Genomic DNA, 14191 nt, shown 5'->3' with positions numbered 1-14191 from the left:
TCACCGTCCTTCGAAGGTTCCGGTACGACGTTCCGCGAAGGCTGCTCGTCCCTCGGCGGCGTCCTGCGTGCCGAGGGCAACGGCCTGCAGCTCGCGCTCGTACTGAATGGCGGCCTCCAGTCCCATGGACCAGGCCGCGCGCAGGTTCGCCTTCGCCGCGGCGGCCGCGACCGGTGGGCGGGCGGCGATCCGGTCCGCCAACTCGGTTGCGGTCGGCAACAGGTCTTCGGGGTCCACGATCTCGCTGACCAGCCCGATGCGGAGCGCCTCGACCGCGTCGATGGGGTCGCCGGTGAGCAGCATCATCGCCGCATCGCTCGCCGGCACCGACGCCGCGAGGAGTGCCGTCACTCCCCCGCCGCCGATCCATCCGAGCTTGATCTCCGCCGCCGCGAAGCTCGCGGTCCCCGAGGCCAGCCGGATGTCGCACGACAGCGCGAGCTCCAGTCCGCCGCCGTACGCGTACCCGTTGACCGCCGCGATCACCGGCGTCCGCAACGAGCGCAGCGCGTCGCAGTAGTCCCGCCGGTTCCGGAAGTGCCACGGGCCGTCGTACCGGTCGAGCTCGCCGATGTCGCTGCCGACCGAGAACGCGCGCTCGCCCGCTCCGGTCACCACGACCGCGCGGATCGACGGGTCCTCGTCGATGCGCGGGATGAGCTCGAGCAGCTCGGCGCTCATCGACCGGGTGGCCGCGTTCAGCTTCGCGGGACGGTCCAGCGTGAGTACGCCGACGTACCCGTCCTGCTCGAACCGGATCTGCCCGTCCGCCGTCACGGGGCTACCACCGCGCCCTGTTCCAGTAACGCCTGTCGTTTCGCCGGTGACACACCGAGCTCGGCGAGCAGCTCATCGGTGTGCTCACCAACCAGCGGAGCGGGCCGATGTACGTCGGGAGGCGTGCGGCTGAAGCGGTACGGGAACCCAGGTGTCGTCACAGTGCCCTCGGTCGGGTGCTCGTACGTCACGAACGACTCGTTGTGCAGCACCTGCGGGTCCGTGCGTACGTCGTCGTACGAGAGCACCGGACCGCACCACACGCCGCGTTCACGCAGCTTGAGCATCCAGTGCTCGGTCTTCTCCCGTAGCAGCGCAGTAGACACCGCAGCGGCGATCTCGTCCCGCCGTGCGAACCCGTCCCGCTCCGCGTCCAGTCCGGCGAGCTGTGGCGCGTCCAGCACCTCCGCCAGCACAGGCAGGTTCGCAAACGCCAATGAGATGTACCCGTCCGCAGTGGTGAAGATTCCGTACGGCGCACGGATGTAGCTGTGCGCGTGCACCTCCTCGGACCGCGTCTGCGGTACGCCGCCAACGGTGTGCACTGACAGTTCCTGCATCTGGAGCGCGATCACTGCGTCCAGCATGTTCACCTGGACCAGCTGTCCCTCACCAGTCCGCTCCCGATGCAGCAGAGCGGCCAACACTCCTTCGAACGCGCTGTACGCCGTGACCGCGTCGGCCAGGAAGTACGGCGCTGCGACGGGCGGCTCGTCCGGTCGGCCGGCGCTGAACAGGGCACCACTCATCGCCTGCACCAGCAGGTCCTGTCCGGGCCACTCGACGTACGGACCGCTCTCGCCATAACCAGAAATCGACACGTAGACCAGTGAGGGCTTCAGTGCGCGCAAGGTGTCGTAGTCGACGCCGAGACGGGCAGCCACACCAGGCCGGTAGTTCTGCAGGAACACATCCGCTGTGCGCACCAGCTCGTACAGGAGCTCGCGGCCCGCGTCGGACTTGAGGTCGACCGCCAAACTGCGCTTGTTGCGGTTCAGCGACAGGAAGGACGCGTTGACCTCGTTGCCGGTCGCGCCTCCGGCGGCCGTGTGCCGTTGCCATTCACCAGTGACCGGCTCGACCTTGACCACGTCCGCGCCGAGGTCGCCGAGCCGCATCGCCGCCAGCGGCCCGGCCATCGCCACCGACACGTCGAGCACCCGGTAACCACCCAGGATGTTCATTGCGCCGTCCAGCCCGCGTCGACCGGCAGGATCGCACCGGTGATGAATGACGCGTCGTCGCTGGCCAGGAACGCGATCGCCGCGGCCACTTCCGACGGCTGCCCGATCCGGCCGAGGGCGTGATGCCGGTCGACCATCGCCTGCATCGCGCCCGGATCGTCCGCGCCGCTGACCTTGCCGTTGCGGATCAGCGGCGTGTCGATCAGCCCGGGCGCCACGCAGTTCGCGCGGACGCCGGCCGGGCCGTGGTCGAGGGCCATCGCGCGGGTCAGGTTCTCCACGCCGGCCTTCGCCGCGCAGTACGCCGACCTGTTCCGCTCCCCGACCGTCCCGATCGCCGACGAGATCGTCACGATCGCACCGCCGCCCTGCGCGACGAATCGCGGCAGGACGGCCCGGCACGAGTTGTAGACGCCGGTCAGGTCGACGTCGAGGATCGTCCGCCATTCGTCGGGGGACGTGTTCGGCACCGTGTCGCACACGTCAACACCCGCCGCGCTGACCAGAACGTGCACGTCGCCCACGGTCTCGACGACCGCCAGCGTCCGATCCAGATCAGTCACGTCCAACTCGTATCCTCGGCCACCAACCTCGGTAGCCACCTTCTCCGCGGCGGCGCCGTCGCGGTCGCAGATCACCACGGTGCCGCCCTCGTCGGCGATCCGGCGGGCGGTGGCCGCGCCGATCCCGGAGGCACCTCCGGTGATCAGCGCGACCTTGCCCTTGAACCTCTCGATATCCATGGAACTCTCAGAACCCTCAGGGCTTCTCGTAGGGGAAGGACGGCAGTACGCCGATCTGGTCGTACTGCATCTTGGAGTCGTCGAACCCGGCCTCCCAGCTCACGTTCGCGAACGTGTCACACGGCCCGGCCGACGGCCCGTGGTACGGGTCGCTCTCGGTGTTGGTCACCTTGATGTCCGAGAACGCGAACCCGCAGCCGCCGAAGTCCATGTGCACGCCGTACGGCTTCGCGTCCGGCATCGACGGATCGGCGTTCGCGTCGTCGATGATCAGCTGCGACACGGAGGCGTCCGGCGTGTACGGCGGCTCGTTGCGGACGCCGTACGCGTAGAACGGACCGGTGTCGCCGCTGTCCTGCGCCAGGTGTGACAGCCGGACGAACTTGACCGTGTTGCCGCCGGTGTAGTTGTCCGCGTTCGGGATCTCCGGCCGCGACTCGATGCTGATGCCGTACCGGGCGCCGTGCTCGACGACGGTGTGGCTGACCTCGTTGCCGCCGCTGTTCATGATCTCGACGCCGGCCGAGTCGCCGGGCACCAGCTCGCCGATGTGGTGGATGTAGTTGTTGGTGAACGTGTTGCCATGGGCAACGTCACCTTCGCCGGGCCAGCCGCCCTCGACCTTGATGCCGTCGTTGCCGAGGTGCTCGAGCAGACTGTCGGACACCGTGGTCTTCTCGTTCGCGAACAGCAACTCGATCGCGGTGAACCCGGTCTGCTGGATGTGCAGCCCGGTCAGCTTCACCCCGCGCGTATTGGTGAGCGTGATCGCACCCCACCGGTTCCGCGGCAGCTCGATCTGCGTGTCGTACTTCGGGTACTTGTGCTTGTTGCCCGAGTCACCCGTCCCGTTCCAGCCGTACCGGTACCAGTCCATGAAGTCGGTGTGCTGGATGGTCAGGCCGTCGAGGGTCAGGTTCTCCACCCGCCGGTTCGCGGACGCGCCCTCGATCGAGAACACCTGCGTCTGCGTCGGCCGGTACACCTTGAGACCGTCCATCGTGCCGCCGGCCGGCTTGTAGTACAGCGTCTTCGCCGGGTAGTCCAGGTAGTACTCGCCGGCCTGGTCGAGCAGGCTGAGCGAGTTCTGCACGTAGTACCGCGAGCCGCCGCCGGAGTTGATGAAGCCGTACCGCGCCGGGTACACCAGCGTGGTCCGCTTCTTCGTGAAGTTGATGTCGAGCATCGGGATCGTGTCGGTGAACCACGACCACGAGCCACCCGACCACACCGTCACCTGCGCGGGCCACGACGTACCGAGCCGAAGATCCCAGGACGGGTCGATGTCACCGGTGTTGAACCCGATCTGGTCGCGCACCGCTTCCTTGGTCGGGTCGAACAGGATCGACCGCAGGTACGGCGCCCACTTGTCGTCGGACTCGCGGTTCGGGTAGCGCGCCGTCGTGGCACGCTTCCCGTCGGCGTACAGACTGTAGAACGGCTGGCTGACGTCGACCGGCGCCTTGAAAATGCCGTCCTTGTACGCCGTCCAGCCGGTCACCTCCCGCCCCGCTTCGAAGACGGCCTTGCCCGGCCCGTCCGCGCTCCGGTACGTGACCCCGGAGTCACGGTCGTCGAAGGTGATCGTCTTGTCGACCTGGTAGGTCCCGGCCTTCAGGTTCACCACCGTGGTGCAGCCGGCGTGCGCCCTGATCCGCAGGGCGTCCCGCGCGTGCTCGACGGTCTTCCAGGGTTTCCGCTGCGTCCCCGCAGCAGAGTCGTTGCCGTCGGGCGACACCCAGAACCCGTCACACGCGGCGGCGTCCTTCTCCGGCCCCGCGCCCAGCGCCGTGCCGGCACCTATGACTGCCAGGGCAACACCGATGGCCACTCCACCGAGCAGCTTCATCCGCTTCACCGTCCTTCCACGGGGTACGGGAAGGAGGGAAGTACGCCGATCTTGTCGTACTCCATCCGGCCCTGGTCGAATCCGGCCGCCCAGTTCGCGTTGGTCACCTCGTTGCACTGGTACGACTGGTACTTGTCGTCAGTCACCGTCCCGACCTCGATGTCGGAGAAGCTGAACCCGCACCCGCCGGCGTCCATGTGCACACCGCGCGTGCCGCTGTCCGGCATCGACGCGTCCGGGATCACGTCGGTGATCACCATCTGCTTCACCGTGTTCCGCACCGGATGGGGCTCTTGGTTGTCGATGCCGTAGGTGTAGAACGCGCCCATGTCACCACTGTCCAGGCCGGTCTCCTCCAGGCGGATGTAGGAGAACTCGTTGTCGAGCGCGTAGCCCTCCCCGTCCTTCACCTCCGGCCGGGCCTCGAGGGTGATGCCGTACCGCGCGCTGTGCTTCACGACGACGTGCGAGACCTTGTTGCTCCCGGTGTCCATCAGCTCGATCCCGGCCGCGTCGCCCGGCACCAGCTCGCCGACGTGGTCGATGTAGAGGTTGGTGAACGTGTTGTGGTTCGCGACGTCACCCTCACCGGGGTACGGGCCTTCCACCTTGATGCCGTCGGCACCGATGTTCTCCAGCAGGCTGTCGGCGATCGTCACGTTGTCGTTGGCCGACAGCAGGTAGATGCCGTGGTACCCGGTGTCGCGCAGGTGCAGCCCGGTCAGGTCGACGTTGCGGGTGTTGGTCAGCGTGACCGCGCCGAACCGGTTGCGGGTCATCTCGACCTGCCGGTCGTACTCCTTGTACTTGTGCTTCTGTCCGGAGTCACCGGCGCTGATCCAGCCCGAGCGGTACCACTGCATGAAGTCGGTGTTCGCGATGCCGACACCGTCGAACGCGATGTCGTGCAGGCGGCGCGAGGGCGTCACACCGCCCAGCGACAGGACCTGCGTCTGCGTCGGGCGCAGCACCCGCTTGCCGTCCATCGTGCCGCCGCGCGGCTTGTAGTACAGCTCCTTGCTCGCCCAGTCGAGGTAGTACTCGCCCTCGGCGTCGAGCAGGTCCAGCGAGTTCTGGACGAAGTACCGCGAACCGGACCGGGAGTTCATCATCGCGTACCGGGTCCAGTAGTCCAGCGTGACCTTGTTGTCCTTCCAGTCCGGGTTCTTGATCGGCACCGTGTCGGTGAACCAGCTCCATGACCCGCCCGACCAGATCATCACCTGGGCCGGCCAGTCGGTGTAGCTGCCCAGGTTCCAGGTCTCGTCCCAATCGCCCTCGGTGAAGCCCACCTGGTCGCGGATGGCCTCCTTCTCCGGTTCGATCAGGACCGACGTCAGGTACGGCGCCCATTCGTCGTCGGACCGCCGGTTCGGGTACCGCGCGGTGGTCGCCCGCGCGCCGTCGACGTACAGCGTGTAGAACGGCTGGTCGACGTCGACCTTCGCCTTGAAGATGCCGTCCTTGTACGGCGTCCAGCCGGTGACCTCCCGCCCCGCGTCCAGGACGGCCTTGCCCGGCCCGTCCACGCTCCGGTAGGTCACCCCGGAATCGCGGTCGTCGAAGGTGATCGTCTTGTCGACCTGGTAGGTGCCGGCCCGCAGGTTCACCACGGGCGTGCACCCGGCATGGCCCCTGGTCCGCAACGTGTCCCGTGCGTGTTCGATCGTCTTCCAGGGCTTCGAATCGGTCCCCGGCGCCTTGTCGTCGCCGTCCGGTGCGACCCAGAACGACGCGCAGTTCTTCTCCTGCCCCGCCGGGGCGGCGGCTCGCGCCGCCACCCCGCCTCCGAGGACAAGAGCAGGAAGGGCCAGACCGGCCAGCACTCCCGCTGCGAAACGTGGCATCGGAGTCACCGGCCCGCGACGTCGTACGGGAAGCTGGGCAGTACGCCGATCTTGTCGTATTCCATCTTCGACGCGTCGAAGCCCTCGACCCAGTCGGCGTTCGTCACCTGGTTGCACTGGTACGCCTGGTACTTCTGGTCGGTCACCTTCCCGACCTGCACGTTGCTGATCGCGAACCCACAGCCGCCGGCGTCCATGTGCACACCGCGGGTGCCGCCCGCGTCGGGCATCGACGGGTCGGGAATCACGTCGCCGATCACCATCTGGTCGACCGTGTTCTGGATCGGATGCGGCTCCTGGTTGTCCACGCCGTACGTGTAGAAGGCGCCCATGTCGCCGCTGTCCAGACCCATCTCCTCGAGCTTGATGTACTTGAACGTGTTGCCGCCCTCGTACTGGTCCGGGTCCTTCACCTCCGGCCGCGACTCCAGGCTGATGCCGTAGCGGGCACTGTGCTTGACCTCGACGTTCGTCACCGTGTTGCTGCCGGTGTCCATCAACTCGATGCCGGACGCGTCACCCGGGACCAGCTCACCGATGTGGTCGATGAAGAGGTTCGAGAACGTGTGGTGGTTGCTCAGGTCGCCTTCACCCGGCCAGCCGCCCTCGACCTTGATGCCGTCGTTGCCGATGTTCTCCAGCAGGCTGTCGGTGACCCTGGTGTGGTCGTTCGCGAACAGCAGGTAGATCGCGGTGGCACCGGTGTCGGAGATGTGCATCCGGGTCAGGTCGATATTGCTCGTGTTGGTGAGCGTGATCGCACCGAACCGGTTCCGTGGCAGTTCGATCTGCCGGTCGTACTCCGGGTACTTGTGCTCGACCCCCGAGTCGCCGGGGGCGTTCCAGCCGACGCGGTACCAGGGGACGAAGTCAGAGTACTGCACGCCCAGACCGTCGAACGTCACGTCGTGCAGCCGGTCCTGCGGTGACTTGCCGGCCAAGTTGAGCACGGTCTTCACCGTGGGCCGCAATACCTTGACGCCGTCCATCGTGCCGGCGCGCGGCTTGTAGTAGACCTCACCGGCCTTGAAGTCGACGTAGTACTCCCCTGGCTGGTCCAGGAAGCTCAGCGAGTTCTGGAAGTAGTACCGCGAGCCGCCGCGGCTGTTCACCATGGCGAACCGGGTGAAGTACTTCAGGGTGGTCTGGGTCTTCTTGAAGTTGGTGTCCAGCAACGGGATCGTGTCCGTGAACCACGACCAGGAGCCACCGGACCAGATCGTCACCGACGCCTGGCTCAGGTCCCAGGTCGGGTCCCAGTCACCGGCCTTGCCCCACAGCCAGTTGTGGACGTCCATCTTGTCCTCTTCGTAGAGGATCGACGTCATGTACGGCGCCCACGTGTCGTCGGCGGCGCGGTTCGGGTAGCGGGCGTTGGTGGCGCGTTTGCCGTCCTCGAAGAGCGTGTAGAACGGCTTCGACGCGTCGAACTTGGCCTTGTAGATGCCGTTCTCGGTCGGGGTCCAGCCGGTGAGTTCCTCGGCGCCCTGGAGCTGCGCCTTGCCGGGGCCGTCGACGCTGCGGTACACGACCCGGTGGCCGTTCTTGCCGGAGTCCTGCTCGTTCAGGTCGATCGTGGACGCGACCGGGTAGTTGCCGGCCTTCAGGTTGACGGTGATGTCGCAGTTCATCCGGTCGTTGAGGTCCTTGTTCCGGATCTCGTCGCGGGCCCGGGTGACGGTCTTCCAGGGCTCCTTCTCGGTGCCCTTCGCGGAGTCGTTGCCATCGGGCGCGACCCAGAAGTTGTTGCAGTCGGCCGCACCGGCGGGTTGGGCGTTGAATTGGACGGCCGCGACGGTCACCAGGGCAGCCGCGACCACCCCGGCGCCGACGCTGAGCGCCGTACGCCTGGTTCTTCTGGACATGTTGGGCGGGGTCCTCTCTCGGAGGGATCAGTCGCCGGCGTTGCCGTTCTGGCTGCGCCAGCGCTCGTACTCGAGACGGGTCTTCTCGGTCAGGGGGTAGTAGTCACGCAACGGGGCGCCTTCGTCGATGCGGCGCCGGCTGAACTTCTCCCACTCGTCGTGCTCGGCGGCCGCCTGGATGACGGACTCCGCACGCTGCCTGGGTACGACGACGGCACCGTCGTCGTCGGCGAGCACCAGGTCCCCCGGCAGCGTGAGGACGCCGCCGACCGCCACCGGGACGTTGTACGCCCACGGGAACAGCTCGGACTGGGACGCGTAGTGCGGTGTGGCTCCGGTGGACCAGATCGGGACGTCGAGCTCCGACACCCGCGGTACGTCGCGGATCCGGCCGTCGACGACGATGCCGGCCCCGCCGCGGAGCTTGAAGTAGCGGACCAGCATGTCGCCGAAGCAGCCCGTGGTGTGGCTGCCGTAGGCCTGGACCACCAGGACGTCGCCGGGCTGGATCTCGTCGAGCACGGCCCACAGCGCCGTACTGCGCTCGATGTACTCCTGGGTCTGCCCGTCGGCGATGTCCTCACGCTGCGGCATGAACTGCAGGGTCAGCGCGCGGCCGACCACCTTCTTGCCGGGGAACATGCTGGTCGGACCGTCGACGAAGGTCCGGCGGATGCCCTGGTTGTGCAACCGGGCGCAGGCGGTGGCCGACCCGATCTCGGACAGCCGCGCCACCAGGCCGGGATCCGGCGCCGGCGGGGTGTCGCCGCGCACCGGAAGGTCCCAGACCGGCGTCACCGGAGCTTGTTCCGTGCTGCTCATATGTCTCCTCAGTAATTCATCTAGGCAAGCGCCAGATGTGCGGCGCGGTAGGTGTTTCTGGTCAACCGCAGGTCCAGCCGGATGGTCCGGCCGGGCGGCATCGTCACCTCGAGCCGGTTGCCGTCGACAACGACTGTGCGACGGCCCGGCGTGGGCGGGGTCGAGGTGTACGCCGGGGACGGCCCTGGATAATCCCCTGTCGCAGTGGAGAACGTGACCTCGTCGATACGGTCGGTGCCGAAGCTCCCGGCCTGAACGACCACTCGGCGGGTCTGCGTCGCGGACAGGTTGACCAGTTGCAGACCTGTCCGGTCCGGCTCCACTGTGTCGACCAGTGCGGCGACGTCAGGTGGCAGACCGGGACGGCCGCGGTCCGCGTCCAGGTACAGCACGCGCAGTGGCAGCAGACCGCCGTTGTAGAGGAGCTGCGGCGTACCGGTGGTCAGCTGCAGCAGTGCCTCGGTGGCGACCGGGTTGTGCCGCTGCCAGTGGTGGATGTTCATTTCGGCGGGGTCGACGGTGTCGACGGCCATCAGGTCCATCCGGCGCTGCACCTGCGACAGTGCGACGCCCAGCATCGCCTCCGGATAGCCGGGGTTGTCTCCGGCCAGGTAGGCGAGCCAGGGCGCCTCGTGGCCGGCGTCCTCCTTGTTGCGGAAGTCGCGGACCGTACGCCAGTCGTAGCCGCTGCGCTCGCGCAGCTTGCTCAGCCGGTCGCGGTCACCCGACTCGAAGGATGCCTGCCACAACCACATCGGCAGGCCCAGCTGCGGCGGCTGGTAGTCGAACCACCCGTCGTCGCTGTGCCGGTTCGGGATCAGCAAGGTCGGGTTGGCGCAGTCGTCGCCCAGCTCGGCCTGCCACCGGTCCCGGATGCTCATGTCGGTCTCGTCGACCGCACCGCTGACGCCACGTTCGTACAGGTGATCCAGCAGTTGCCGTGCGAAGTCCAGCCGCTTCGAGTCACCCGTGACTACGACGCCGTTCAACGCCGCGACGCAGGCGGCCGATCCGACGCTGTAGACACCGTGCGGCCAGTTCCAGCCGTACGTACCGCCGTACCAGCGGCCGTCGTGGAGCTCGCCGACGATGCCGTTCGGGCCGACGTTGTCGGGCAGCAGGCCGCCGTTCGCCTTGGCCCGCTCCTCCCACGCGTCCAGGTACTCCAGCGTCCACGCCGCGAACCGGTCACTGTGGTCGTACAGCCAGGCGTTCGCGGTCAGCGTGGTCGCGGCCAGGTTGACTGCGGTGTCACCAGCACCGAGTCGGCGGATCATCTCCGCACCCATCAGGTCCGCGTTCGCCGGGTCCTTCAGATCGTCCCAACCGCTGATCCCGGGTACGCCGGACAGCGGCAGCCCGAAGATCCGCATCCGCTCCTGGTTCGCGCCGAACGTCCGCCACTCGTCGTTGATGCCCCACCGCGGACCGCCGGCGCCGTTGTGCGGCGCGCGGATCGTCCGGGTCGCGGGGTCGTAGTTGGCGGCCGGCGAACCGGGGAGGTAGAGCTCGGCGAACCGGTACGCGCGTTCCCGGAACACCTCGTCCGTCGGGTCGGCCGCACACAGCGAGTAGAAGAAGATCATCGACTCGCCGATGTGGAACCAGTCGTACCCGCGCTCGAACTCGTCGACCAGGAACCCCAGGTCGGTGAGCTGCCGGGTGACGCCTTCCCAGTGCCACTTCGACACGTCGATCAGGTCGTCCGCGCCACCGAGCTGGTAGAGCACCGGCCAGTTGACGAACGCCTCGTAGAAGTCGTCCGCACCGTCCCGGCTCTGCACCGGACCGGCGTACCGCAGACTGCCGTCGGGGAGGCAGTAGCGTTCGCGGAACAGCCACCAGCCCTCGTCCATCACGTCGAACAGGCGGCGCTGCATGATCGCCCACGCGGGCGGGGCGCCTATCGGTATCTCTGCAACGATCGGCTCGGTTGTTGTCATCCCTTGGTCGCTCCCGCGGTCAGGCCGCTGATCACGTGCCGCTGGAGCAGCACGAAGACCACCAGCAACGGAGCCACTGCGAGCAGCAGCGTCGGGAACACCACCGTGTAGTCGGTGGAGTACTGGCTCACCGCGGCGTACACGCCGGTCGTCACGGTGTAGAGACCGCTGCCCGGCCCGAGGATGATCTGCGGGTTCACGAAGTCGTTCCACACCGAGAAGGTGTTCAGGATGACCATCGTCACCACAGCCGGTTTCATCAGCGGGAACACGATCGACCAGAACACCCGGTGCTTGCCGGCCCCGTCGACCGCGGCCGCCTCGTCCAGGCTGGCCGGGATCGTCATGATGTAGCCGGCGTACAGGAAGATCGAGAACGGCAGCGTCAGCGTGGTCTCGAACAGCACGAACCCGGGGATGGTGCCCATCAACCCGAGGAACTTCAGCGTGTAGACGACCGGGATCACCAGCACCTGGCTCGGGATGAACGTCCCGGCCACGAACAACAGCAGGAGCATCCGGTAGCGGCGTTCGCTGCGCCGCGCGATCACGTACGACACCGGGCCGGCCAGCGCCACGGACAGCACGTTCACCGACACCACGAACAGGATCGTGACGGCGTACCCCTTGAGGATGTTGAAGTCGGGGTTCGTCGCGGCCTTCCGCAGGTACTCCGTGGTCAGCTGGTCCGGCGCCAGCGAGAACGGGTGCTGAAGGATGTCCTGCTGTGACTTGAACGCGCTGACGATCAGCAGGTACATCGGCACCAGCATCAGCACGCTGGTCACGACCAGGAACGCGATCCGTCCCCAGCCCTTGGTGCGGAAGGATTTGAACTGCACAGTGGCCACCCGTGGCATCCGGAGTGCGCTCATGCCTGCACCCCTCGGTCAGCACGCGCTCGCAGCCGAGCGACGGTCAGGGCAAGACCTGCGGTGATGACCATCAGTACGACGCTCTGCGCCGAGCCGAACCCGAGCGCGTTGTTGTGGAACGAGTCCCACAGGATCAGGTACGCCGCGGTCTGGGTGGACCCAGCCGGGCCACCTCCTGTCAGCGACACCACGAGGTCGTACGTCTTCAGCAACGTCACCAGCGACAGCACGAGGTTCACCGTCACCACAGGCGCCAACGCAGGCAGTGTGACGTTGAAGAACGTCTGCCGCTTCGACGCACCGTCGATGCGGGCCGCTTCCAGCAGGTCCTTCGACACCGTCTGCAGCCCGGCCAGGTAGAGCACTACGTTCACACCGAACCCGGCCCACACCAGTACGGCGATGAGACTCGCGAGAGCCCACTTCGGGTCTGAGAGGAACGGCAGTACCTCGGCGCCCTTCGACGTGAGCCAGCCGTTGACGACACCCGACGTACCGAGCACTGCGCTCCACAGGAATCCGACGACCAGTGCGCTCAGCACGTGCGGGTAGAACAGCACGATGCGGAAGAACGCGTTCAGCCGGGACGCACCGTTCACCAGCAGGGCGAACCCGAGTCCGAACACGCTGAGCAGGACAGTGCCGACGGCAGCGATCAGCAGCGTCACCCAGCCCGCCCGGATCGCCTCGGCGCTGTGCGTCAGGTTCACGTAGTTCTTCAGGCCGACGAAGGCCGGGTTCGCGCTGTAGCCGTCCCAGTCGGTCAGGCTGAGGTAGAGCGACAGGCAGACCGGGACGACCAGCATGACGACGAACAGCACCAGCGCCGGGCCGACCATACTGAGGGTCGTCAGGCGGGCTCTCACGATTTCGAGCCCATCCAGCTGTCGATGCGGGTAGCGACGTCCTTCGCACTCTTCCCCGTGTAGAGGCTCTGGACCGCCTTGTTCCACTCGCCGTTGAAGCCCTGCGGCAGCGTGTTGGCGCCGTACCCCTCACCCTGGGCGACCTGCTTCGGCGCCTGGTCGAGGATGTCCTGCACCTGCTTGCCGAGCGGCGACAGCTTGTCGGTGTAGCCCTTGCGGAAGTTGCCGTCCTGCGCGAGCTGGCTCTGGACGGCGGTCTTGTCCGTGACCAGCCACTGCACCAGCTTCACCGAGAGGTCACGCTGCTTGGTCGACTTCAGCACCATGTACGGCGCGGCCATCGTGACACCCTGCGGACCCGGCGAGGGCTGCCCCGCCTCGGTCGGCGCCGCGAACACGCCGAGGTCGAACTTCGGCTTCGCGTCGTCGGCGGTCCGCACGAACCAGCTGCCCATGATGTACATGCCGGCCTTGCCGGACAGGAAGTTGGTCTGCGCGCCGACGTCCTTCAGACCGAGCGCGTTCTTGTCGACGTACCCGCTCTTGATCCAGGACTCGTAGCGCTCCAGCAGCGGCCGCAGCGTCTCGCCGACCTTGGCCTGCTTCGAGCTGACCTGCTGGTACCAGTCCGGGTACTTGGTGGCGATCGACGGGTCGCTGAGCTGCAGCAGCTGCAGACCGGTCACGTAGTCGCCGGCTGTCTGCAGCGGCAGGTAGCCGGCCGCCTTGAGCTTGCCCATGGCCGCGGTCAGCTCGTCGAGGTTCTTCGGCGGGGCGCTGATGCCGGCCTTGGCGAAGGCGTCCTTGTTGTAGAACACCAGCGACTGCGCCTGCTGGCCGACACCGACCGTGTACACCTTGCCGTCCAGCGAGGCCTGCTCCACCAGCGGGGTGTCCTTGGTCCACGCCTGGTCGGTCAGGTCGAGCATCTGCGGCGCCAGCACCTTGTCGGCCATCAGCGTCTCGACGACATCCGGGGCGTTGCCGGCCGCGAGCAGCTGCGGCAGCGTGTCCGTGACGCCCGAACCGGTCGGCGCCTCGATCTTCACGTCGACGCCCGGGTTGGCCTCCTCGAAGGGCTTGACCAGGCCCTCCCAGTAGCTCTTGGTCAGGTTGGGAGTGATGTTGACCAGCATCCGCACTTCGCCGGTGCTGTCACCAGCAGCACCCTTGTCGTCGCTGAAGCCGCCACCGCAGCCCGCCGCGCCCACCAGGATCACGACAGATGTCAGCAGGCTTAGCGTGCGCCGTGGATTGCGTCCTGGGGTGCGCTGTACCGAACGAGCCATTTCCGGGTCCTCCTCGGATCGTCCCGGCTTCGGGGGCGGCCGGGCGTCGTTATCGAGTGACGATGCAGAGCGCGACGCTCAAGTGTCAACGTTTAAACGGCAAAGTGGACGTTATGAGTCAGAAGTCCGTG

General features: G+C 67.1%; 11 protein-coding genes. All 11 read right to left on the bottom strand.

Features of this window, described 5'->3' with window-relative positions; translation table 11 throughout:
- The 11 genes from E0H45_RS36830 to E0H45_RS36780 are packed head-to-tail and all read right to left on the bottom strand — an operon-like array spanning position 1 to position 14060.
- Complete coding sequence (locus E0H45_RS36830) at positions 1–777, bottom strand: enoyl-CoA hydratase/isomerase family protein (protein ID WP_131346440.1); 777 nt, start codon at positions 775–777, stop codon at positions 1–3.
- Positions 774–1961 (bottom strand): CaiB/BaiF CoA transferase family protein, encoded by a 1188-nt coding sequence (locus E0H45_RS36825; RefSeq protein WP_131346438.1) that lies wholly within the window; start codon positions 1959–1961, stop codon positions 774–776. The genes E0H45_RS36830 and E0H45_RS36825 overlap by 4 nt, the downstream gene beginning before the upstream one ends.
- Positions 1958–2704 (bottom strand): SDR family NAD(P)-dependent oxidoreductase, encoded by a 747-nt coding sequence (locus tag E0H45_RS36820; RefSeq protein ID WP_131346436.1) that lies wholly within the window; start codon positions 2702–2704, stop codon positions 1958–1960. The genes E0H45_RS36825 and E0H45_RS36820 overlap by 4 nt, the downstream gene beginning before the upstream one ends.
- A 16-nt stretch (positions 2705–2720) precedes the next feature.
- A complete protein-coding gene (locus E0H45_RS36815) occupies positions 2721–4553 on the bottom strand; it encodes a right-handed parallel beta-helix repeat-containing protein (protein ID WP_131346434.1) in 1833 nt (610 codons plus the stop codon).
- A gap of 5 nt (positions 4554–4558) precedes the next feature.
- Positions 4559–6400 carry a right-handed parallel beta-helix repeat-containing protein gene (locus E0H45_RS36810; protein ID WP_131346432.1) on the bottom strand — a complete coding sequence of 614 codons (1842 nt, stop codon included), beginning with the start codon at positions 6398–6400 and terminating at the stop codon, positions 4559–4561.
- A gap of 5 nt (positions 6401–6405) precedes the next feature.
- Positions 6406–8265 carry a right-handed parallel beta-helix repeat-containing protein gene (locus E0H45_RS36805; RefSeq protein ID WP_131346430.1) on the bottom strand — a complete coding sequence of 620 codons (1860 nt, stop codon included), beginning with the start codon at positions 8263–8265 and terminating at the stop codon, positions 6406–6408.
- Between the two features lie 27 nt (positions 8266–8292).
- Positions 8293–9087 carry an RraA family protein gene (locus E0H45_RS36800; RefSeq protein ID WP_131346428.1) on the bottom strand — a complete coding sequence of 265 codons (795 nt, stop codon included), beginning with the start codon at positions 9085–9087 and terminating at the stop codon, positions 8293–8295.
- 20 nt (positions 9088–9107) lie between these two features.
- On the bottom strand, positions 9108–11030 hold the full coding sequence (locus tag E0H45_RS36795) for a DUF8034 domain-containing protein (RefSeq protein WP_131346427.1): 1923 nt from the start codon (positions 11028–11030) through the stop codon (positions 9108–9110).
- Positions 11027–11905: a carbohydrate ABC transporter permease gene (locus E0H45_RS36790; RefSeq protein WP_131346426.1), complete on the bottom strand. Its 879-nt coding sequence runs from the start codon at positions 11903–11905 to the stop codon at positions 11027–11029. Before E0H45_RS36790 ends, E0H45_RS36795 begins: the two co-directional genes overlap by 4 nt.
- Positions 11902–12771, bottom strand: a complete 870-nt coding sequence (locus E0H45_RS36785; protein ID WP_202872701.1) for a carbohydrate ABC transporter permease — start codon at positions 12769–12771, stop codon at positions 11902–11904. The genes E0H45_RS36790 and E0H45_RS36785 overlap by 4 nt, the downstream gene beginning before the upstream one ends.
- Entirely contained in the window at positions 12768–14060 is a 1293-nt protein-coding gene (locus E0H45_RS36780; protein ID WP_131346424.1) for an ABC transporter substrate-binding protein, read from the bottom strand. The genes E0H45_RS36785 and E0H45_RS36780 overlap by 4 nt, the downstream gene beginning before the upstream one ends.
- Positions 14061–14191: the final 131 nt, after the last annotated feature.

The sequence above is a fragment of the Kribbella soli genome, assembly GCF_004331345.1.
Lineage (GTDB): Bacteria > Actinomycetota > Actinomycetes > Propionibacteriales > Kribbellaceae > Kribbella > Kribbella soli.
The sequence above is the reverse complement of the archived record's forward strand: the minus strand, read 5'-3'. Positions and strand labels throughout refer to the sequence as shown.

Excerpts from the sequence above, each read along its gene's own strand:
- E0H45_RS36825 (WP_131346438.1), bottom strand. The coding sequence starts at position 1,961 with ATGAACATCCTGGGTGGTTACCGGGTGCTCGACGTGTCGGTGGCGATG.
- E0H45_RS36820 (WP_131346436.1), bottom strand. The coding sequence starts at position 2,704 with ATGGATATCGAGAGGTTCAAGGGCAAGGTCGCGCTGATCACCGGAGGT.
- E0H45_RS36815 (WP_131346434.1), bottom strand. The coding sequence starts at position 4,553 with ATGAAGCTGCTCGGTGGAGTGGCCATCGGTGTTGCCCTGGCAGTCATA.
- E0H45_RS36810 (WP_131346432.1), bottom strand. The coding sequence starts at position 6,400 with ATGCCACGTTTCGCAGCGGGAGTGCTGGCCGGTCTGGCCCTTCCTGCT.
- E0H45_RS36805 (WP_131346430.1), bottom strand. The coding sequence starts at position 8,265 with ATGTCCAGAAGAACCAGGCGTACGGCGCTCAGCGTCGGCGCCGGGGTG.
- E0H45_RS36800 (WP_131346428.1), bottom strand. The coding sequence starts at position 9,087 with ATGAGCAGCACGGAACAAGCTCCGGTGACGCCGGTCTGGGACCTTCCG.
- E0H45_RS36795 (WP_131346427.1), bottom strand. The coding sequence starts at position 11,030 with ATGACAACAACCGAGCCGATCGTTGCAGAGATACCGATAGGCGCCCCG.
- E0H45_RS36790 (WP_131346426.1), bottom strand. The coding sequence starts at position 11,905 with ATGAGCGCACTCCGGATGCCACGGGTGGCCACTGTGCAGTTCAAATCC.
- E0H45_RS36780 (WP_131346424.1), bottom strand. The coding sequence starts at position 14,060 with ATGGCTCGTTCGGTACAGCGCACCCCAGGACGCAATCCACGGCGCACG.